Here is a 20,135-nt window from a genome sequence, read left to right on the forward strand (position 1 = left end):
CGGCTAGTGACGTGGTAGATAGTTCAATTTCCCAATCTCCGGCTGACCGATCGCTCGCTACCGTGTTGATCGGTATACGTGACGTTTATTGCCCCTGCGCTAAAAGTCACGTTTTTCACGGCGTCGAACAAATCCTGCTCCTTGCTAGTGTCGAGTCTGATGGTGAAGGCGGGTTTGGAGCCTTGCTTAGAATAGATGCGATAAACCGGAAGGGGATTTTTTGTGAGGCTGACAGCAAGCTCGTCGCCCACGCTATAGCTTATTACGCGCGGAAAAGGGCCTCCCGAACCCTTTTCAGGACTGTAGAAGTAAGTCGCGGAGCATTCTGGACCGCACGGGAAAACGATAACGAAAACCCCTGACTCCAGTTTTATGTCGGACGGTGCGAACGGAAAGGATGTAAGAGCCTTCTTTTTGTCGCTGGTGACCGCCGAGACAGTGCAGTTCGTTCCTCCATCTTTGTCGGAACATTCGGTCGATATTTGAACCGTAGAGTTTTTGAAATTCGTGCGTTCGCTCAGATCCTCACTGTGTGAGAAAGATATAAGCGAGAAAAATGCCAGTGACGCGGCGAGGCTATTTTTTGTAAAATTTGAAATATTCATCGGAGATTCCTGGTGGATTGGGAACTCGCTTTGCAGGGTCCGCAAAGGGTGGTAACGCTTTGTAGTTGGCGGGATCGGTCGCGTGCAAAGCCGCCTGAGCCCGGGGGCTGTAATAGTTGATGGCACCCGGAATAGGATTGGATGAAGCTGGAGCGCTTACGACCTCTTCCGCAACCTGTTTGCATTCCTCCCAGACAGGACCACTTGGATTTTGAATTGCCGCATAGTTGCCTGGATCTATTTTACTTGACCAGCACGTGAATTGTAGATGGGCAGTGACGACGGACTTGTAAGTCTTTCCCCATATCCCACTTTCCACGCGGTTGCGGATTACCCAGGCGACCGCCTCCTTCGATACGCGGTTTTGGCCTCGAGCCTCACCGTAGAGCGTTTTCGCAAGGTAGGTCACGTCGTCCGAGTCCGCTTGGCTGGGTACCAAGAAGTTCCCAACAAATCCTATGGGATGAAAATGCCAAGGGCTCGGTTCCTTCGGAAACCCCTCCACGCTGGCCACCTGCTCCCACCACTGCAGCTTCCCAATCCGCTCGATCTCCGTCTTCCACAGCCAAAGCAACTTCTTCATCAGTGGCGACAGCGCCTCCCATTTGCCCAGACCGCCGCCCCATTCGCTTTCGCACCGTACCACCAGATGCGATAGCGCCTCAGCCATCCACGGCGTTTCCTGAGCATGCTTGAGCTCAAGCGCGGTGACCTTCCCATCGTGGTCCGTGTCGATCGCCTTCTCGAGGTTCGTGATCAGCGGGCCGGCATTGACCGTCGCCGCGCTCGCCTCGAACTCGGTCTTGCTTTCGTCGGCCAGGTACTGCTCGGTGACATGGATATAACGCTTGAGCATATCGACCGGCATGATGCTGCTGTTGTCGATCAATTCGAAGCCCGGCCAGTCCCACGGCCCGCACATCCGCACGAGCGGATGATCCTGCTCGCAGGCCCATCCCTGCCGCGCGCTGCCGTCCTTCGCGCCGATCGTCACGAGGAACCACGCGCGGCCCTTGTCGTCCTTCACCGTGCTGTCCGCGCCAGCCTTATCCAGATCGACGCGGCGGAACACATCGCGGAAGTCGGCACCGGGGCCTTTCGCGTTGGAGAAGCTCAGTGGGAAATCCTTCCAGCCCGGGACGATCGCAGACGTTGTCGTGTTGGCCAGCGATCCATCGACCCATACCGGTGCACCCGAATTCGTGTAGGTGGGTTTCGCGTGGCGACCGCCATGAACCGGCGCGGCCGTCTTCGGCTGCACCTTGACCCATTTGCCTTTGGCATTGGCGTCGAGGGGGACAAGCTTCACGCCCGGCTGCAGCTTCTGATCGGGTTCGGCCAGCTCGGTGACCAGGCGCGCCCCCGGCGAGATCTCCAAGAACGTCTTGGCGGCAGGCAGCTCCTTCGCTCGAGCGCGACTTTTCTGAATGAACGCTTCGAGTTCGGGCCCGGCGAATACCTCAAGGTGAAGAAGAGGCCGGGTTGGTTTTGCCGGCAGCAGCTTGGCCTCGGTGTAGCGCAGATAGTGGCCCAGTTGGCCGATGACGTCGCCTGCCTTGACGGGATGAGGCTGCTTCAACACGACGACCGAATCCAGCGGCTGCGGGTTCACGACCGCGTCCAACTCCTTGGCATAGACGTAGCCATATGGCGCATGTGGAGAAGGGGTGCCGCCCACCACGGCAGCCGCCGGCGTGCCCGACTTGATGGTCTTGATCTTCGCCCAGCCTGGTTTCGCCTTGGCGGTCTCGTCGGTGTCCGATACCGTCAATTCGGAACCTTTCGGCAGAATCCCAATGATCTTGCCGTTTGGAGACTCCCGAATCCGGATACCTTTGATCGGCGGCGGCAGGTTCGCCGCGTCCTCGTCGGGGGCATCGGCTTCAGGGACTGTCTTGAAGTCGCTCTGGATGAATTCGCCGATCAAGTCGCGCGGCGGTGCGGCGGGGGCTTTCGGCTTGGGAACATCTTGCGAGTCGTTCGCCTTGTCGCCCACTCGATAGAACCGCTCTCCCTCCCAATACGGCATGGGCGCCATATTCAACTTTGCAGCGTCGACTTGCGCAACTTTGGCCTGAGCCGATGCGGACTGGTAGGTGTTCCAGTCCATCAGGTGCATGTAGAGGCTGAAGAAGGTCAGCGTTTCGCCTGGCCGGGGCTGACTGGATGCCGGCGCGGCAGCGGGAGTCGAAGCAGTGGAAGCCTTACCGGCGGTCGCTGGCGCGGCAGAGGCTGGCGCTCTAGCCGGCTGGCCAGCGACCTGTTTGCTTGCGTCGGGCTTAGGCGGGGGCGGCGGAGGCAACTGCAACTTGTGCCGCACCAACACGAAGCCCGTGGAATACAGGGCATGGCGGCCATCCTGGTACTCCTGCTCCGGATATTTGCTGTCCAGCCGGTACGCCACCACCTCGCCGTCGGCGATCGCGCGAATTCCCTCGTCTTGTTTGAGGTGTTTAGCGGTGTTCTGGTCGAAATGGATGCCGCCGTGCCACATGCCATTCGCGCCCAGCGGATAGAAGCCGTCCTCGGCAGCGGCCAACGCCTTCATATAGGTCATCGGGTCGCTCCCGTCGCTCTTGTCGGCGGGGGTGAAGGGAAAGGCCCAGGCGAGCGGCTTGTACGGTTCGGGCGCGGGTGCGCTCGATGTGGAAGGCGATGTCGCCGGCTTTGCAGGCGGTGTATGGGGCCCGGATGAATGGTGTTGGCTCATGGTGATCGGAATCTCTCGTTCATTTCTTATCGTGAGGCGCGGCGCAATACGCTCATCCCGAGAACGGCGTGCCGCGTCCGCCGTCGCCGGCGATCGGCGTGGCCTGCAACTTGTCGCGGATCGTCCCGCTCGCTCCACCAGGCTTGTCCCACGTGGCGCATTTTTCCAGGATCTGGCCCGTCGTCACATTCTCGATGACGCCGCCCTTGATGCTGATGTACGAGCCGCCGGCACCAATCCATACCTCGTTCGCAGCGGTCAGCACCAACCGACCGTTTGCGCTCTCGATCTTCACGTCCTCCAGGCCGACGACCGACAGCGGGCCGCCCTGCGCCTGGATATCGACCGGCCCCTTCGCCGCAAAGATCTTGATACCGAGATTCTGCGCGAACACGCTGACCTTATCGAGCACGCTGGCGAGCAGGGATTTTCCCGCCGCCAGATTGATATTCTCTCCGGCCGCCGCATTGACCTGTTGCGTCGCCGTGAGATGCACTGACTGCTGCGTGGACGTCGCAATGCCCTCGGGGCTCGACAGCAGCATGACCGGCCTCGAAAAGCCGTTGGCGTTCCCGGTGCCGCCGCCGGCCGTTCGGCCGCCACTCGCTGTCCCCGCAATGGTCTTCTGCGTCCCGTCCGTAAACGACTTCAGCGCCTTCTGCCCGGCTTGCAGGCTCTCGGCGTGATTCGTCTCGCTGGCGCTCGAGGCGGTCTCGAACACCGCTTCCACACGTGCCAGCGATTCCGTCGCGGCCGTCACATTCAACGGCTGGTCGCTCGCCGGTTGCGTCGATACATAGAGCCCCTGCTCCGCCCGCACGGCGCCATACGCATTGGACTTCAAATCGAAGCCGTTACCGAGGAACGCGCCGCGTGTGTTGTCCGAATGGTCGACAAGATAACCGAGGTGGAGATGGGAGTTGTAGCTCGTCGTGTAGAGGTGAACCCGGTTTTGGCCCGTGGCATCGTCCATGACGAGCTGGTTAAAGCCGTCGCCGCCGTACTCCCGGGATCGGAAGCCCGACAGCAAGCCGTGCGTGTTCCACACCGGCATCGTCGATCCGCCATGTAACCGCGAGATAATGACCGGCCGGTCGCAGTCGCCATTCACGAACCCCAACAGCACCTGATCGTCCTTGCGCAGTGGGAAGTAGCCGCCGCGCTTCGCGCCCGCATCCGGCATGGCAGCGCGAATCCAATTCGTCGATTTCATCTTCGGGTCGTTCCGACTGTTCGTCGACCGAACGCGGACCCGATTGCCCTCGTCCGTCAGGATCTCCTCGTCACTGTCTGTCACGACGATGGCCGTCTGGAGATGCATCTCCGGCTTCTGGTGCTCGAAAGGGCTGCGGAAAGGTGTGCGGCGGCGCTGCGCCTCGATTTCAACCTGGATAAAGCCGACACCACCGTCGCCGTGCGTGACGGCGGCGCCTGCGCCGGCCGCGCGCGCCTGTTCGACCTCGGCGCGCAGGCTGCGAGGAAACCGCGCCAACGCGTCGATGCCGGGGATATTGTTCTGAATCAGCCAGTCGCTGGCGATGATGGACAACTCGCGATCTTCCTGCGGAAGCTTGTCCAGAATGGGGTGGCCGGTCAGCTTGAACCAGTAGCCGGGCAGGGCATAGCGGGGGCTGCCGACGGCGAAATAGCGTTTCGCGCGGGACGCCCATTCTTCCGTGCGGATGCGCGCCTGTTGCTCGCCCATGCCACTATCCGACCAGGCTTGCGAGCCCGCGTAGAGATAGTCCTCTCCCTGCCCGGGCAAGTCGTCCAGATCAGCCGCCGGCGTGCTGACCCGCTGATCAATATTCGGACGTTTGTAGTCGGCCGCGCCGAGCGTGAGGGACTCGCTCTGTACGTCCTGCTGCTCCCCGAGCTGAGTCAGGCCGTCGAACTCTTCGCTCATGCTCGAGTGGCTGAATTTCATATCGCCGCCGGGAAGCGACGGGCCGAAATACAGATCGTCCATGATGACGACTTGGTGCGACTTCCCATCCTTTGCAAAATCGAATCGCGGGAATACGCCGACCTCCTCCATGCTGCGATGGACAAAATTCCAGTCGGTTTCCCACTGGACACGGTGCGAGTAGGAGCGCATCGCAGCGCGCAGCTCGAGCTTGTAATGTCCATTCGCCTGGGGATGCTTGCCGAACACGTCGCTCAGGATCTGTGAGCCGCTTGCTTCTTGCCAGTCGCGTCGATCGCTGCTCAGTTTCAGGAAGCTCAGCCAGGACGAGAAGTGGATCTGGAAATAGGAAACCGAGCCATCGCTGCCGAGACGACGAGCGCGCTGCACGTACCCATGGATGGGCAGATAGTTTCCGTCAGTCTGCTGAATCCAGAGCGTGACCGGCTGCATCATCAACGTCTTGAATTGAATCGAGTCCCCGCTTGTCGACAAGGCGTCGACAACCACCTCGAAATTTCGGCCGAGCCGCGCCTTGATTTTTACATACAGCGGCACGAGCGCGTCATTGCCGATTGGCGTGTCGAGTTTGACGAGCCGCTCGTACTGAGTGAAACGGGCGCCGAGCAACTGTTCCAAGGCCTCAATAGCCATGAGGGAACTCCGAATCTGTTGGACCGGAGACGCGAAATCTCGCGGCAAAACCGGTCGCAATATTATTGGCAGTGGCCTCAGCCGCCTAGACAGCAGCTCATGGCGCAATTCCGGTGGCGTCGCTCCTCTCAAAGCGAAACCACGCGGTTCGAATGGGTGCACAATATTATCAAATCGCTGCCAGAGGAAGCCCGCCGACAGCACCATGAGCATGAGGCGGATTTCCGCTGATCCCAATGTCAAGGTGGGAAGCAAGCTTGCCGAGGATGAACTGCACGCATCTTCGCGACAGGCTATTGAAAGGTGGGCGCGGCGGACAACCGGGCGAGCCGTGGCATGGCCGCGCAAGCAGGAGCCACCAGATCGACTATGTATCGCCTATCTCGACCCTTGCGTTGGCCCGCCATCTACCTGGGTAGATGTTTGCAGCTTAGCCGATCAAATCAGGTAAAAGACTCCGCTTCCCCAGTACCTTCGACCTTGCGAGACGAAAGTTCGGTGAAGCTCACGACAGCCGTGCGAATTCACAGCACACCCAATGTTATTGCGCGAAATACTGCCTGAACTTTATTCCTTGCTCCGAACTTTGTGAGTATCTGCTGAATATGCCAGTTAACCGTCGAGGTTGAAATGTTCAATTTCTCAGACACCTCGGCGGCGTTCATGCCATCACTTGTCCAGCGTAGCACCTCCAGTTCTCTTTCACTGAGATTGACGGCGCCCTCCAGACCCAAGTCGGCGAGAATATGGTTGCTCATCATCGAGTGGGCTGCGTTGGCGAGCCAAAGGATTTTGAGCGACAGGTCTTTCTCTTCGGACGGGGAAATGACGTTGCTGCCTCGCGCAAACGAGAGAAGTCCAAATACGCCTCGCGCTGACCAGACGGGTTGTGCAATGCCATAGGCAAGTCCGTGGTCGCGCGCGTCGCTCCAGAATCTCGACTCGCGAGTGTTCGACCAACCGGGCCAGAGTATGGGTTCGGTAGATTTCAGTGCGCGCCGAACTGTTGGATCTACGTCGATATAGCCCTGGCTTTGATAATGGGCCATCCATCCGTTTGGATAGGTGTCGAATATCCTTATGTTGTCTGATACGGCTGACATCGGCGCCTTGACGCCGTAGCAGAAATATTCAAATCCAAACTGTTTTGCATATGCATTGAGTTTTTCAAATAGCGCTATGGAACTATCTGCCTCGGATAGATCTTGGGCGATATCTTGAAATGCGAACATGGCATCATCCATCGGTAATTTGGAGTGCTAATGACAAACGTGACGCGTGACAGTGCCGGCCCTCTGTCGGGCCATTTTGATCTGTTATTTTTTTGGTGCCGCACTCGATAGCTAATTCGAGTGCGGTTTCGGCGTGACGATTAAGTCAGAGTTCGGCCCGCGTGTTTTACCATCGCCGGGATCAAGCGGTCAGGTGTGCCCCAGGTGTCGGGTCGCCTTGGACCGATGGCGCGGACCCGTCTCGCTCGGTCCACTGGATCGGTTCTTGGCGAGAGCGGTTCACGGCGAGACTGAATACATCGAAACGATTGTAGTAGCCCACCACATCGTGAAACTGCTTTGGCTCCACACACCGTGCGAGGTCGAATTCCGCATAAGCGATTCCTTCCGTGTCGCAGAACATGTCGCCGAGCGGCGCGCCGGTCGGATCGACGAACATCGTCGCGGCGCGGGGGCTACCTGCGAGGACGCTCTCTGCAGTCGGGTCATGCTTCAACAGGAAATCGTGCATCGGCTGATCCATGAAGCCCGAGCATAGGATGCCGAATGCCTTTGCTTCGAACGAATGCGCTCCTGCACGCAGACGGTTCGCGGCCACATTGTCGTAGTTTCCGCCGCTGGCCGGCCGGCGGGTCGGCCAGAGTGCGGGCCAGCTCGAGATGTGGATCTGCTCGCCTTGCGCGATGAGGGAATAGCGGGCTAGCGGGTTGGTGTTTTCGCCGCAAATCAGCGCTCCGATGCGGCCGATTCGGGTGTCGGCGACGCTCAATCCAGCTCCGTCTCCGGGAGCCCAAACCAACTTTTCGAAGAACGTTGGAACGAGCTTGCGATGATGGCTAAGGATCCCGCCGCGGTCGTCGATCATCATGTTGCTGTTCCACAAACACCCGACGCTGGCGCGCGAGCGTTCGCTAAAACCGATCGACACGAAGACGCCGCTACGTTGAGCCTCGGCGCGAATCTCGGCGATCTCCGGGCCGTCAGCGTAGACGCTCTCCTCGACAAACTTTTCGAACAGGTCGTGGTTGTCGATCGGCGCACGGAACGACGTCCAGACGGGGAAAGCTGGAATGAACGATTCGGGAAAGACAACCAGCTCCGCGCCGTGGCTGCGCGCCTCGCGAATCAACGACACAGCCTTACCGACGGTTCGAGCGCGGTCGAGGAAGACAGGCGCGACATGGGCTGCAGCGACCTTCACAACAGGTAGTTTCGACATGAATACTCTCGCGGGGCTACGTTAGTGGGTGGCGGCTGCGGTAGAGGCGAACGCCGTCTCTCTGCGCACGACCATCTCGGCCCACCGCGCCTCGGATGCCCGATCACGCGTGAACAGCGAGACGACAAAGACCAGGAGGAAGCCGATGGGAATCGAGATAACACCCGGGTTTCGTAGGGACACAAGCGGCGCTCGAAGGCCGATGAAACTGGTGGCGTTCGGCGAGATGGTGCTCGCAAGTGCATTGGCAGCCCGCAATTCGTTCGACAACGCGAGGCGTCGCTCGACCGTCGTCGCCGTGCGCAGCTGCGCACTGATGGCCTCAGCTTTCTGCAGCGCCGCGTTGCGCGCCACGCCGGGGTACGTCATGTTCGGCGAGACCAACACCAAGGCCACTGCCACCACTGTCCCGCCGATGATGCCGGCGAGCACGCCCTGCGTCGTACACCGCCTCCAGTAGAGGGTGAGCACAAGGGCGGGGAGATTCGCGGATGCAGCGACAGCATATCCAAGGCCGACCAGGTGTGCGACGTTTTGGCCTTTGGCCAGAACGCTCGAGACAATGGCCACTGCCCCAACCGCCAAGGTCGCAATGCGGGCTGCGGAAACCTGCTGCCGTTCAGTCGCCTGCCCACGCCGATACGCACCGACATAGACGTCGTGAGCCAGGGCGGAAGCCGCGGCCAGCGTCAATCCCGCAATCACTGCGACGATCGTCGCGAACGCGACCGCCGCCACGAACGCCAACATGAGGTCGCCGCTGGCACTTGCGGGACCGCCCGCGAGGGCTTGAGCGAGCAGCGGAGCAGCGAGGTTGCCACCTTTATCCGCGAGGATGATGTGCGCCGCTCCGACGTAGTACGCTGCGGCAAATCCGATAACGATGATGCACAGGTGGCACAGACCGATCCCAAACATCGCCCACATCACGGACTGCCGTGCTGCCGTCGCGTCGCGAACCGTGAAGAAGCGCATCAGCACGTGGGGCATAGCGGCAGTGCCGAGCACCAGTGCGAGCCCGAGCGAGAAGAGCTCCAGCGGGCTGCTGAGAAAGAGGCCGGGCTCCATAAAGCGCCACCCGAGTGCTTCGCCGGACAACCCCGCACCGGCCGGCATTGTCGCGACACGGCTCTGTACCAGGGGACTCGAGACGACGGCCTGCATGAACTCCGGTACATGGAAACCGAATGGCGCCCACGCAAGAACAACGAGAACGAGCGATGCGCCAATCAGTAGCACGGCCTTGATCACTTGGACCCATGTGGTTGCCCGCATACCACCGCCGGCCACGTAGACCAGCATCAAGACTCCCACCGCAACCACGGAAATCGTATAGTCGATGCCGACCAGGGCCTGAATAATGACCGCACCCCCAACAATCTGCGGGATCATGTAGGCGAGCGCGACGATCACGCTCGAAAGCGCCGACGCGGCCTTGGTGGATCGGTACGAGTTGCGCACGGCGAGCACGTCGCCGATCGTGTAGCGGCCCAGGTTGCGGCAAGGCTCCGCAACGAACAAAAGGACTGGGATGAACGCTGCGAAGAAGCCAACCAGATAGATCGTTCCATCGAACCCGTAGAGCGCGATGAGCCCGGAGGCGCCCAGGAACGCCGCCGCAGAGAGATAGTCGCCGGCGATCGCCAATCCGTTTCGGAAGGGGCTTATCGCGGAGCCGGCCGTGTAGAAGTCACCAGCCGTCCGGTTTCGCCGCGACGCGTACATGGTGATCAGCACGGTCGCGAAGATGACCAGGCCGAACATCAATACCATCAGGGTACGGTGTTGAATGATGCCGGTGCCGCCGCTTGCGAAGGCGCAGGGCGTCGCGGAGAGCAGCAGCGCGCAAAGAGCTCCACGGTGCTTAAACGGCATTGCGCACCTCCGGATTTCCTGCGACGGGCCGGCGCTCGGCGACGAGCACGTCACGCTCGCGGTCCAGAGCATGCATCCTGCGCATGAAGACCCAGACCACCAGGCCGCCGAAAAGGTACTGGGAAATAGCGAACAGGACGCCTAGCGTGAAACCGCCGGAAACGCGAAGTTTGAACAGCTGCGGGTACCAGGCGATGACCGCGGGTATAGCAAAGTAATACGCGCCGGCCAGCAGCCCGAGCGCGATGATCGTGGTGCGGCGTCGCCGCGCGATGGTTTGGAAACGACGGCTCTGCAGCACGGCGTCCCAGTCATATCCCTCATATGACATGTGGCCTTCCTCTCAGATTTGATTTTTCGATTTGGCCAAATCCTTCTTCGGCCTAGCGAGCAGTCTACAAAGACCGATCGGTATCGCGAAATAGAGAATAGCCACATGCCTGTGCGATTATGCACAGGTTGGTGGCAACACTATGGCGGGAGAAGGGTGTGATAAACATCGATCGATTGAATTGGAACAATTTACGTGTCTACCTCGTGCTCGCGCGCACTGGGAGCTTGTCGCAAACGGGCCGGCAGCTCGGGATGGACCATTCGACCGTTGGACGGCGAATCGCCACGCTCGAGCACGAGATCGGCACGCCGCTTTTCGATCGGGAGGCGACCGGGTATCGGGTCAATGCCAAGGGACGGGAGATTTTCTCGCACGTCGAGTCGATGGAGGCAAGTGTGCTCGCTATCGCCGACCAGCTGACCGGTGAAGGACGCAGCCTCGTGGGGGAGGTCCGGATTGGGACGATGGAGGGCATCGCATCGCTGTACCTGAGCGAGCAATTCGCACTGTTGAAGGATGAGTTGCCAGGGATTGTGGTCGAGCTCGTGACGTCGACACGGGACGTTCGCGTCTCCCAACGGGAGGCCGATATTTTCCTCGGCTTCTTCGAGCCCGACACGGAAAATCTCCGCGCCGAGAAAATCGGCGCATTTTCCTGCCACCTATATGGGAGCCCCGCCTATTTCGCGCGCCATGGAGTGCCTGATTCCGTTGAGTCTTTGAGTCAGCATGTCTTCGTCGGCTACATTGAAAACCTTATCCAGCTCGACGCGGTCCGCTGGCTCGAGAATGGCGTTAAGGACCCAACGATCGTTTATCGGTCCAACAGCATGATTTCGCAAATGTTCGCGGCCGTCGCTGGCACCGGGCTCGTGATGCTGCCGGTGTTCTCGCGGCCGGAACGATTCGGGTTGTTGCCCGTCCTCCACGATAGGGTTCGGGTGCATCGAGACGTATGGATGAGCACCCTAAGGCATTTCCCCCGGGTTCCGCGCATCAACGCCGTCCTCTCATTTCTCACATCAATTTTTGCTCGGGACTATCCGCCCGCAGCCTAATGACCGTCACGCGGTGAGCGCTAGGGAGCGGCGACAGGCTCGCCCCATCCATATGCAGGTGCCGACTACTTGGACGAGGCGGCCGCTTGTGCTCGTAACCCGACGACCATTCCACCGGTAGGTAAAATTTTCCAGGATTTGTTGCGACGTCGCAACAGGGCGATGGCCCTCTCCGGGTGTGGGTCGCGGTAAGCCAACCGTGTTCGATAAAGGATCGCAGGCAAAATGAAAGAAAATAACCGTTATTTCTATTAGGTGAAAAAAAACGAGGCAGACTGTACTGTCTCACCAAATGCGGCGCCCTCACCGGGTCGAACGCAAATTCGGAAAAAAATACTTGTGTCACTACGCGTAAATGAGAGAACAGGCTGCATTAACGAGTCGCCTGCTGGCGAGCGACGCCACAATCCTTGCGGCGGAGCGGGGGGAATACCTGCGTACATGGTGCGCGACGATTGGTTGGACGGTAGCCCAGCTGGCGACCCGCATCGACGTTACCGCCGAAACGGTCGACGCTTGGTTCGATGCGACGCGGCAGATATCCGGCGAGCACTGGCTGAAGGTTCTTGCTCAACTGTCGGCAGAGGCGGCAAGCCGCCACGATGTAATCATGATTGTCGCGGACGACGGCGCCTCACCCTTGGCGGTGCTGACCGAAGTCTGCTATCTCGACCACGTTGTGATGAGAGACAGGCGTACCGCCATCGTGTCTTGGATGGATGCCGATCGATCGACGGGGTCCAAAGCGCCTTCCCATCAACTTTTCACCCTCGACGTCAACGCGGCTTCTATTGCAAGCCTTGAGTCCTGGGGGGCAAACCGTTCCGAAAACGGTTCGCCAGAGGAAAGGAGTGAGTGGGAAGTATCGAGGCACTTGGCCAGGCGGACACTCGAAGGTCATCTGCGACGGATGCTGTTCAAACGGATGGTCGATGTCGCGGCTGGCATTCCGGTGGAGAAGGACTAGCCAGGTGCAAAGAGGGCAAACTTTTTTTGGCGTCGCATGAGACAGACCAGTCTCCATCGCGGCGCCCGGCAGCGCTCTAACACTCGGCTGCTAGGGATAGTCGGCCGCGATCGGGAATCCACAGAAATCGTAGGAACTTCTTGACAGCACTCGATATTTTGCCGCAAATCAAATTTGCATTTTGATTGCAAAATTCGAATTTGAAATATCTTCATTGATGCCGCGGCGACAATCCATCAAAAAGTCTGTTTTGATCGAAGAGACCGAAACAGAGATGAGAGTGACGCTCACGGAATTGGGACGAGGACTGCTTGATGAGCCCTACGAGCTCCGTGTATTTCGAGGTGCGACTCAGGCGTGGGAGGTAGAGGTCGTCACGCAATCGAAGCAAGTGCATCAAATCCAGACGCAGCGTGGCCCGACCAGATCATGGCTCGCTTTAGATAAGGCAATCGAATCGGTACTGGATTACTGCCCCGGTGTAACCGGGATGACTGTAGAAATTGCTGGTGTGACGTTGACTTGGTCGAATAACGCAATCAAGCCAACGGAGTGAATGGTAGCGATTTGAGGGCCATTCAATAGAAGTAAAGGAAGGTGGACATACAGGATGCTCGAACACCCTGTATGTCCTGACCACAAGCAGCATAGCTGGCTAAAGCTGAGAGAGACCACTCGTGGCTACAGATATTGTACGTCAATCCTTCGGGCTTGACGATTTTGATGCTGCCCCGTTTTCTGTAAGGGCGTTACGCCATGTGACGCGCCTTGCGGGGCAACCGATTAGGGGCGCACGGCCCCAAATTCTGCTTTCAATTTCGGCTCGCCCCGCTTTGCGCGGCGGTGCGCGCTTGGTCTCTCGTTTCCATTCGGAAACAAATCCCTCATTCGGTTTACCGCTTTTCCGGTGCGAGCCCCTCTCACTCGTGCCCCGCCTGCGTAGCAACACTCTCAGTGCCTCGTCCGCAGGTGGACTCGTAGCGTATCGGGTCGACCAGGTACGCTACTTTTTTTATTCGATGCGTCCGGCCGCGCTATTCGGCCTGTTTCGCTACATCGCCCTGGCGGCTGTCGCCGCAATCACGATGATCGCCGCCTCGCCGGCCAGTGCCGACGTTTGTACCGGCAACGTGTTCACAGAGGCGGCTGCTCTCTACCAGCTGGATCCCGATTTGCTGCGCGCCATCACCTGGGTGGAGTCGCACGGCCAGCCGGGCGCAGTCGGCCCGCGTCTGGCGGATGGCCATCGAGCCTGGGGCGCTGCTCAGATCAACGATGTTCACCTCCCCGAGCTCGTCAGCTACGGCGTGACCCAGCGCGACCTACTCAATCCCTGCATCAATCTGCGCCTGAGCGCGTGGGTCCTCGCGAACTGCATTCGCGCCAAGGGCCCCACGTGGGCCGCAGTCGGTTGCTATAACACCGGCCCAGGCTCGCGCAATACCGCCGCTCAAGCACGCTACGTTCGGCTGGTGCAGCACGCTTATGCGGGCTACCGCGCTCAGTCCGCTGCAGCGCTGCACGACGGCCGGAGGCAGAAATGATGCGCTTCTGCCTACCGCTTGCCATCCTCGCTGCTCTCATCGGGCAATCCGCCTTCGCATCGACCCGCCTGCCCGACTACGGCGTCACCGAGATCGGCAACCCAGGTTCCGGGAGCTACGTCTTTTGCACCGAAACCACCTGCCCCGAACCGACTATCAAGCACATCGCAGCGCCGACGGCGGTCGTCCCCCCCAGTCTTCCCATTACCCCTACTCCAAGCTTCGAAAGCCATCCCCTGCCTGCGTCGACGGCGCCCACCGTCAAGCCGCAGCATTCGCATCGCGCGCGGGCTCGACATGGGCGCCATGTGCGCACTGCGATTAGTTCGGTGCAGTGCATCGGTGCCTCAGACGGCGCGACAACGGCTAAACCCTTGGCGCATCGCTAACCCTCGAAGCTGACCAAATTCGCCACTCGCCCAAGGAGGATTACAAGAAGTAAGGATTACGAAGTAGATGTTGAATTGTTCGTTTTAACCACTCTCCCCCGAACCGTGCCCGTGCCGCCCGTAACGGCGCGGGCACAACTCCTGGCCGGATAGGCCAGCTACTAACCGCGTGAGGACCAGATGAATACCGTTGGAACCACTCCGCTCGAGATGCTGGAGATTCGCATCGCGAGCAACCTCCTGGCGCTCGAGGAACGCGTCAAGGCAGTGCTGCAAAAGAAGGACGTGCGAGACACCCTGCACGCCGTCATCGGCGTGTTGATCATGTTCGCGTTGTTGACGGTCGCTCGCTATGCCTTCGGGACCGATGGCGCGGAATTCGCGCAAGCCGACACCACGGTGGAAGGTTGGGCGAAAGGCCATCCTGGAAAAGTTTGCGCGCTCGCAGGCGTGCTGTGGGGCAGCGCGCGGGCGATGTTCGCGAAGGATTACGGCGCCTTCCTGGTTCCGTCGGGAATCGGGATCGCGGTGGGCGTGATTGTCGGCGTCATCGACAACAGCTACACCGCCACGATCTGAACGGGGGCGGCGATGTTGGATGATCTCAGTCACTACATTCCAAGCCGGCTCGACGACCCGGAAAAGTTTCTCTTTTTCCGGAAAGACGTAGCGGCCATTGGACTCGCTGGCACGATCGGCGGTGTGGTTCTCGGGTACCCGCTGCTCGGCGTAATCGGCGGTGTAGCACTGGCCGCAGCCTGGCAGAAATTCAGCTCGGGCCAGCATCCCGGCATGTCCACGCATGTCGTGTACTGGGTAATGGGGGTCGTTAAGGTGAAGAAGCTGCCCCCGTCGGACATCCGCGAATTGAACGGGTGAGCTGATGAATCCGACAAACGCCGCCCAATCCCGCGACGCCCTGCGCGCCGAGAACCGATTCCTGAAGAAGCTGTTGCTGGGCAATGGCACCGCCACCGTCATCCTGGCGCTCACCTGCGCGTGGCTGGTGGTCACGCAGCGCGTCGTGATCATGCCGCCGGCCGTGCGAGGCACGTACATCATCGGCGCGCGGTATGCCAATGATCAATATCTGGCGGACCAGGCGACGTATGTGCTCTCGCTCGCCAAGAACGTCACGCCCAGCACCGTCGACAACAACGTGCGGATCCTCCTCTCCATGGTGGATGACGACCGCCGCGCGGCACTCAAAACCGAATGGGACGCTGACGCGCTGCAGATCAAGCACGACGGCGTCACGGACGTGTTCGAGCCGATCGGAGCTGGCGAGGTCGACTTCCGCAACAAGTCGGTGAAGGTGACCGGCGCCTTGACCACGTACATCTCCGGCAAGCGCACGAGCTCGGAGCAAAAGACCTTCGAGGTCTATTTCGGCATCACCCTCTTCGGCCGCCTGGTGCTGCTCGACATTCGAGAAGCCCCCCGCGGCAGGCAAGGCATCGAGCCGCTGATTCCCACGGAGTCCCCCGCATCATGAAACTGCCTTTCGAACGACGTCGGTCGGGCGGGCGCGTCGCCCGTTCGCTGATCCCGCGCCTTGCAGCGGCGGCCGCGCTGCTCTGGTTCGCCGGCAGCGCCCAGGCGATCCAGGTCGTCAAAGGTGCTGATCGCCAAGCCCAGCAGGTTTCCATTTCCGCCGCCGAATGGAACCTCCTGTCGATGTCGGGCGCCCGCAAGTTCTCCCAGATTGTGCCCGCCGTGCCCGGTTCTGTCTCGTGGACCAAGGACGGCGGCAAGCTGTGGCTCATCCCGGCGAACCCCACCGCGCTGAACGAGTCGATCACCGTGTTCGTGACCGATGATGCCGGCACCACGTATCGGCTGATCCTCGTGCCGGGGCCCCGTCCGGCGGAGGATGTTCGGATCGAGCCGCCGGCTGCGCAAGGCACGCAAACCCTGCGCGCATCGGCATTCCAGCGCCGCGTCAAGCTGTTGATGTTGGCGATGGCCGGCGGCCAGGGCGCGCCGCAGCTCTCCTATACCTCCGTCGACACCGTCGTGCCGCTGTGGAAGGAAGCGGTGCTGACGCTCGTGCGCCAATACAGCGACGGCGATTTCGTCGGCGAGACCTATACCCTGTCGAACACGTCCCACGCCGACATGGCCATCGACGAGCGTGAACTGTACGCGCCTGGCGTCCTGGCCATCGCGCTCGAGAACGCCAACCTGCCGGCCGGCGCCAGCACCATCGTCTATGTCGTCCGCGAGCGAGGCGACCATGAGTGACATCAATCAAGCGACCAAGAAGCGCCAACGGGCGGTAACGATGGTGGCGTTCGGCGTGCTGATCGTGTTGCTCGCCGTCGGGTTCTTCTTCACCCAGGGAGGCCCTTCGACCCGTCAGTCCACTGTCAAGCTTCCGTTCACCAGCCTCGGCGACCAGAACGACAAGAACGCGTGGCGCGCGCATTCGGAGGCGCAGCTGGCCGTCATGACCCGGGATATCGCGGACGCGAAGAATGGAAACGCCGACGCGTTGTCGCAGTTGAAGGCGCTGAAGGAGGAACAGGCGGAAATTGTGAAGCGACTCGACGCGGCGAAGAACGCGCCCGCGAGCGCGCCAGTGGCGACGTCGGCGGCCTCGGGCGACCGCGCCCTGCTCGACAAGCCCATTCCCCTGAACGGCGCGCCGGCGAAACAAGGCGCGATCCTGAATCCGCCGTTCGGCCAGGCCGGCAAAGCCGGACCTGCCGCCACGGTGGCGGCGCCGCCAAGGCTGGACATCATCAATTTCGACACGCCGAGCGCAGGCGCCAGCGACTGCGTCGATCCGCGCTTTTCCTCGCTGCCGGTGGACCAGGCGAAGGCGGCGCAACAGGACTGCCTCAACAACAAAGGAAAGAAGGGTGTGACCTTCATCCCCGCCACGTCGTTCGTGCGCGTGTTCATGCTGAACGGCGTTGACGCGCCGACTGGTGGTGAAGCGCAGCACGATCCGCTGCATGTCTATCTCCAGGTTCTCGATCCGGCCAATCTGCCGAATGCACGGCAACTGGACATCACCGCCTGCCGGATTCTGACGTCTGCATACGGTGACGTGTCGAGCGAACGAACGATGATGCGAGGGGTCACCCTCGCCTGCATTCTCCGTAACGGTCGAACGGTCGAAATGGACATCAAGGGCAATGTCATCGGCGAGGACGGCAAGGAAGGTGTGCGTGGTCGTCTCGTATCGAAATCGGGATCGGCCCTCGCCATGTCGGTTCTCGCCGGCATCGCTTCCGGCATTGGCACTGCCTTCAATCAGTCGGCCAGCACGCTGAACACCACTGCGCTCGGCGCCACGTCAATCATCAACCCGAGCCAGATAGGACGTGCTGCGATCGGCAGCGGCGTCTCCGGCGGCGCCGATTCCCTCAAACAGTATTACATCCGCGCGGCCGAGAAACTTTTCCCGGTCATCGAAACGGACGGCGGTCGGGTGGTCGAGTTCGCCGTGTCCAAGGGGGCCGAATACAACGGCGCCCTCTCCGATGTCAGCAACATCAACGAGGGTCTCGCCAACGATCGCCGTGCAACCGATGGAGGCTATTCCGATGAATGACGATGCGAAGAACGTGACGATCGAAGCTTTCGAAGCTGCCATGAAGCGGTGCGCAGACGAGGCAGGCAGAGAGGCGTCGTTTGCGCGCGGAGACGACGGCGACTATCAACAGGTTGAAATGCGCAGGGCGTTCGCCGGATGGCTCGGTGCGAGTTCCCTGGTCGCCCATCAAATTATGGGCTTAGCGCGCACGGCAAAGGACCGGTTCGGCGGCAATGCCGCATTTCAGTCGGGCTTCATGCAGTTCCTCGAGCATGCCGCCCAACTGCTCGGTGTGACTAGCGACGCTTCGAGCGTACCGCAGCCGGATGCGCGGAGAGAAATCGATGCGGCTGCGTTCGACGACGCAGCGCTGGAGGGTTTCAACCGCGCGATGAAGACGAAGATGGCGATCGTCCGAGCCGCCGGGCGCACCGGCTGGTGGAGGGCTCCCGCCGGCGAACTGTCGGCGGCGCTGCATGCGCACGCCGGTAAGGGCGATCCGCTCGACGTCGGCGTTCTCGCGATGATGCATTGGTATCTGAACGTGGCCATCGCTCCGTTGGCGGAAACCGTTGACCAGGCGGTCGCAGGCGGCGAACTCACCACCGTCTCCAGCGATCGCCATCTTGGCGGGCAGCTCGAGATCAAGATGCCGGCATCGACCGTTCGCGTCTCGGGTTTTCCGAGCGAGCTGACACGTCGGTGCAAACCACTGCTCTGGGAGCAGGTGGAGATCGTGATCCGGGCTGCTCAGCCCGCGCGCTCGGCGTCCGAGGCCGCGGTGCTGAGGACGTCTGATTCTGCGGCCAGCACCGAATGGCTCGCCGCCGGGCGGGCCGCATTCCAGATTGGTGTCGACCTGGACACCGTGCGTGCATGGGCCGACGCCAATGAAATCGAGCACAGGGACGACAACGGGACGCTCATGGTCGAGTGCGCGTCAGTCCTCGCCCGCTCGCACCGACATTGGCGTGAGCAGGTGCCCGAGCAAAGGGTGAACGCGCGGGCGGGGGTGAGGGCATGAATCAGGCATCCCATCCGGATTCTGTCCCGACGCCGGCTCCTGGCGAGAAGCGCAAGTTCGGCAACGTTTTCGTGGACGGTTCGGTCGGCGCAGGCAAGTCGGTGTTGACGTTCGAACTCATTGCTGCCTACAGGCAAGCGACAGGCGACTCCACTCCATCTTCATCCCAGGACGGCTCATGATCAAGGTGATCCTATCCGGGCTGCTCGCCGCGCTGCTCGCCAGTGCATGCGCTCTGCCCGAGTCTCAACACGGTTCGTCGGCGACCGCTGCGCCGAGCTCGACGCCAGCCGCGCGCACCGTTGCGCCGGCCCCCACCCCGGCCGCGACGGTCGATCCGGCGGATCCGAACCTCGATCCGGGTGTCGCTGCGCTCAAGGCATCGCTGCATGCGCGGTATCCGGCAACCCAGTTCCGTGAGGTGGCCGCCACCCCGTCGACCGGCATCTACGAGGTCGTGATGGGCAACAAGGTCGCGTACACCGACGTGACCGGCCGCTATTTCCTCTTCGGCCACCTGTTCGACATGGTGACCCAGCAAGACCTGACCGTCCCGCTCGAGCAAGCCCTGCAAAAGGTGCGCTTCCCAGCCGACCGGCTGCAGGACGCCTTTGTCGAGGTACATGGCAACGGCCGCCGCAAGCTCGCCATCTTCGACGATCCGGACTGCCCTTACTGCCTCGTGCTGGAGTCCGACCTGGCCAAGCTCAAGGACGTGACGATCTACCGGTTCATGTACCCGCTGGAGTCGATTCACCCCCGCGCGCGTGCGCATGCGATTGCCATCTGGTGCGCCGAGGACCGCCTGGGCGCCTGGCGGGCCTGGATGCCGCTCGCTCTGTCGCGCTGGATGCGCGACCAAGGTGCGTCGCCGGCGGCCGCCGGCGGCACCCCAGCGCCGAGTCGTACCGAGCCGAAGTTGGTCTCGTGTGCGAACCCGATCGACGCGAACGAGGCGCTCGCCGCGAGCCTCGGCATCGCCGGCACCCCGGCGCTGGTGAGCGAGGACGGGCGCGTGATGCCGGGCGCGGCCAGCGCCGAGGCGATCGACCAATGGCTGGGAGCGAAGTAACC

19 protein-coding genes are annotated in these 20,135 nt (G+C 61.1%); 12 read left to right on the forward strand and 7 right to left on the reverse strand.

Features of this window, described 5'->3' with window-relative positions; all coding sequences use genetic code 11:
• Nucleotides 1-23: 23 nt before the first annotated feature.
• The 7 genes from FB600_RS29710 to FB600_RS29740 form a co-directional block, all read right to left on the reverse strand.
• Nucleotides 24-605: a hypothetical protein gene (locus FB600_RS29710; protein ID WP_145757870.1), complete on the reverse strand. Its 582-nt coding sequence runs from the start codon at nucleotides 603-605 to the stop codon at nucleotides 24-26.
• Nucleotides 577-3,315, reverse strand: coding sequence for a cell wall hydrolase (locus tag FB600_RS29715; protein ID WP_145757869.1), 2,739 nt, complete (start codon nucleotides 3,313-3,315; stop codon nucleotides 577-579). The genes FB600_RS29710 and FB600_RS29715 overlap by 29 nt, the downstream gene beginning before the upstream one ends.
• Nucleotides 3,316-3,367: 52 nt before the next feature.
• Nucleotides 3,368-5,875, reverse strand: a complete 2,508-nt coding sequence (locus FB600_RS29720) for a type VI secretion system Vgr family protein (RefSeq protein ID WP_145757868.1) — start codon at nucleotides 5,873-5,875, stop codon at nucleotides 3,368-3,370.
• Between the two features lie 524 nt (nucleotides 5,876-6,399).
• Nucleotides 6,400-7,107, reverse strand: coding sequence for a LuxR family transcriptional regulator (locus FB600_RS29725; RefSeq protein ID WP_145757867.1), 708 nt, complete (start codon nucleotides 7,105-7,107; stop codon nucleotides 6,400-6,402).
• Between the two features lie 181 nt (nucleotides 7,108-7,288).
• Entirely contained in the window at nucleotides 7,289-8,326 is a 1,038-nt protein-coding gene (locus tag FB600_RS29730) for a carbon-nitrogen hydrolase family protein (protein ID WP_145757866.1), read from the reverse strand.
• Nucleotides 8,327-8,347: 21 nt separating this feature from the next.
• Nucleotides 8,348-10,201 carry a cation acetate symporter gene (locus FB600_RS29735; protein ID WP_145757865.1) on the reverse strand — a complete coding sequence of 618 codons (1,854 nt, stop codon included), beginning with the start codon at nucleotides 10,199-10,201 and terminating at the stop codon, nucleotides 8,348-8,350.
• Nucleotides 10,191-10,532, reverse strand: coding sequence for a DUF485 domain-containing protein (locus FB600_RS29740; protein ID WP_145757864.1), 342 nt, complete (start codon nucleotides 10,530-10,532; stop codon nucleotides 10,191-10,193). The genes FB600_RS29735 and FB600_RS29740 overlap by 11 nt, the downstream gene beginning before the upstream one ends.
• A gap of 158 nt (nucleotides 10,533-10,690) precedes the next feature.
• Here FB600_RS29740 and FB600_RS29745 point away from each other — a divergent pair, with 158 nt between their 5' ends.
• From FB600_RS29745 to FB600_RS29805, 12 genes are all read left to right on the forward strand, one after another.
• Nucleotides 10,691-11,593, forward strand: coding sequence for a LysR family transcriptional regulator (locus FB600_RS29745; RefSeq protein ID WP_261383495.1), 903 nt, complete (start codon nucleotides 10,691-10,693; stop codon nucleotides 11,591-11,593).
• 355 nt (nucleotides 11,594-11,948) lie between these two features.
• Nucleotides 11,949-12,560 carry a hypothetical protein gene (locus FB600_RS29750; RefSeq protein ID WP_145757863.1) on the forward strand — a complete coding sequence of 204 codons (612 nt, stop codon included), beginning with the start codon at nucleotides 11,949-11,951 and terminating at the stop codon, nucleotides 12,558-12,560.
• Nucleotides 12,561-12,741: 181 nt separating this feature from the next.
• The gene (locus tag FB600_RS29755) at nucleotides 12,742-13,116 is read left to right on the forward strand and encodes a hypothetical protein (RefSeq protein ID WP_127837784.1); all 375 of its coding nucleotides are present in this window, start codon (nucleotides 12,742-12,744) and stop codon (nucleotides 13,114-13,116) included.
• Nucleotides 13,117-13,579: 463 nt separating this feature from the next.
• Nucleotides 13,580-14,104, forward strand: a complete 525-nt coding sequence (locus FB600_RS29760) for a lytic transglycosylase domain-containing protein (RefSeq protein ID WP_244127784.1) — start codon at nucleotides 13,580-13,582, stop codon at nucleotides 14,102-14,104.
• A gap of 569 nt (nucleotides 14,105-14,673) precedes the next feature.
• Complete coding sequence (locus FB600_RS29770; RefSeq protein WP_098183352.1) at nucleotides 14,674-15,072, forward strand: hypothetical protein; 399 nt, start codon at nucleotides 14,674-14,676, stop codon at nucleotides 15,070-15,072.
• 12 nt (nucleotides 15,073-15,084) lie between these two features.
• Complete coding sequence (traL, locus tag FB600_RS29775; protein WP_145757861.1) at nucleotides 15,085-15,372, forward strand: type IV conjugative transfer system protein TraL; 288 nt, start codon at nucleotides 15,085-15,087, stop codon at nucleotides 15,370-15,372.
• 4 nt (nucleotides 15,373-15,376) lie between these two features.
• Nucleotides 15,377-15,988 carry a type IV conjugative transfer system protein TraE gene (locus tag FB600_RS29780; RefSeq protein ID WP_145757860.1) on the forward strand — a complete coding sequence of 204 codons (612 nt, stop codon included), beginning with the start codon at nucleotides 15,377-15,379 and terminating at the stop codon, nucleotides 15,986-15,988.
• A complete protein-coding gene (locus FB600_RS29785) occupies nucleotides 15,985-16,737 on the forward strand; it encodes a type-F conjugative transfer system secretin TraK (protein WP_145757859.1) in 753 nt (250 codons plus the stop codon). Before FB600_RS29780 ends, FB600_RS29785 begins: the two co-directional genes overlap by 4 nt.
• On the forward strand, nucleotides 16,730-18,055 hold the full coding sequence (locus FB600_RS29790; RefSeq protein ID WP_145757858.1) for a TrbI/VirB10 family protein: 1,326 nt from the start codon (nucleotides 16,730-16,732) through the stop codon (nucleotides 18,053-18,055). Before FB600_RS29785 ends, FB600_RS29790 begins: the two co-directional genes overlap by 8 nt.
• Entirely contained in the window at nucleotides 18,048-19,061 is a 1,014-nt protein-coding gene (locus FB600_RS29795) for a hypothetical protein (protein WP_145757857.1), read from the forward strand. Before FB600_RS29790 ends, FB600_RS29795 begins: the two co-directional genes overlap by 8 nt.
• Entirely contained in the window at nucleotides 19,058-19,243 is a 186-nt protein-coding gene (locus FB600_RS29800) for a hypothetical protein (protein WP_145757856.1), read from the forward strand. The genes FB600_RS29795 and FB600_RS29800 overlap by 4 nt, the downstream gene beginning before the upstream one ends.
• Entirely contained in the window at nucleotides 19,240-20,133 is an 894-nt protein-coding gene (locus FB600_RS29805; protein ID WP_145757855.1) for a DsbC family protein, read from the forward strand. The genes FB600_RS29800 and FB600_RS29805 overlap by 4 nt, the downstream gene beginning before the upstream one ends.
• Nucleotides 20,134-20,135: the final 2 nt, after the last annotated feature.

Source organism: Burkholderia sp. SJZ089 (genome assembly GCF_007828315.1).
GTDB classification, from domain to species: Bacteria; Pseudomonadota; Gammaproteobacteria; order Burkholderiales; family Burkholderiaceae; genus Burkholderia; species Burkholderia gladioli.

Coding starts and splice junctions, on each gene's coding strand:
- FB600_RS29740 (WP_145757864.1), bottom strand. CDS start 10,532: ATGTCATATGAGGGATATGACTGGGACGCCGTGCTGCAGAGCCGTCGT.
- FB600_RS29805 (WP_145757855.1), top strand. CDS start 19,240: ATGATCAAGGTGATCCTATCCGGGCTGCTCGCCGCGCTGCTCGCCAGT.
- FB600_RS29720 (WP_145757868.1), bottom strand. CDS start 5,875: ATGGCTATTGAGGCCTTGGAACAGTTGCTCGGCGCCCGTTTCACTCAG.
- FB600_RS29790 (WP_145757858.1), top strand. CDS start 16,730: ATGAGTGACATCAATCAAGCGACCAAGAAGCGCCAACGGGCGGTAACG.
- FB600_RS29770 (WP_098183352.1), top strand. CDS start 14,674: ATGAATACCGTTGGAACCACTCCGCTCGAGATGCTGGAGATTCGCATC.
- FB600_RS29785 (WP_145757859.1), top strand. CDS start 15,985: ATGAAACTGCCTTTCGAACGACGTCGGTCGGGCGGGCGCGTCGCCCGT.
- FB600_RS29780 (WP_145757860.1), top strand. CDS start 15,377: ATGAATCCGACAAACGCCGCCCAATCCCGCGACGCCCTGCGCGCCGAG.
- FB600_RS29760 (WP_244127784.1), top strand. CDS start 13,580: ATGCGTCCGGCCGCGCTATTCGGCCTGTTTCGCTACATCGCCCTGGCG.
- FB600_RS29715 (WP_145757869.1), bottom strand. CDS start 3,315: ATGAGCCAACACCATTCATCCGGGCCCCATACACCGCCTGCAAAGCCG.
- FB600_RS29710 (WP_145757870.1), bottom strand. CDS start 605: ATGAATATTTCAAATTTTACAAAAAATAGCCTCGCCGCGTCACTGGCA.
- FB600_RS29725 (WP_145757867.1), bottom strand. CDS start 7,107: ATGTTCGCATTTCAAGATATCGCCCAAGATCTATCCGAGGCAGATAGT.
- FB600_RS29730 (WP_145757866.1), bottom strand. CDS start 8,326: ATGTCGAAACTACCTGTTGTGAAGGTCGCTGCAGCCCATGTCGCGCCT.
- FB600_RS29735 (WP_145757865.1), bottom strand. CDS start 10,201: ATGCCGTTTAAGCACCGTGGAGCTCTTTGCGCGCTGCTGCTCTCCGCG.
- traL (WP_145757861.1), top strand. CDS start 15,085: ATGTTGGATGATCTCAGTCACTACATTCCAAGCCGGCTCGACGACCCG.
- FB600_RS29800 (WP_145757856.1), top strand. CDS start 19,058: ATGAATCAGGCATCCCATCCGGATTCTGTCCCGACGCCGGCTCCTGGC.
- FB600_RS29795 (WP_145757857.1), top strand. CDS start 18,048: ATGAATGACGATGCGAAGAACGTGACGATCGAAGCTTTCGAAGCTGCC.
- FB600_RS29750 (WP_145757863.1), top strand. CDS start 11,949: ATGAGAGAACAGGCTGCATTAACGAGTCGCCTGCTGGCGAGCGACGCC.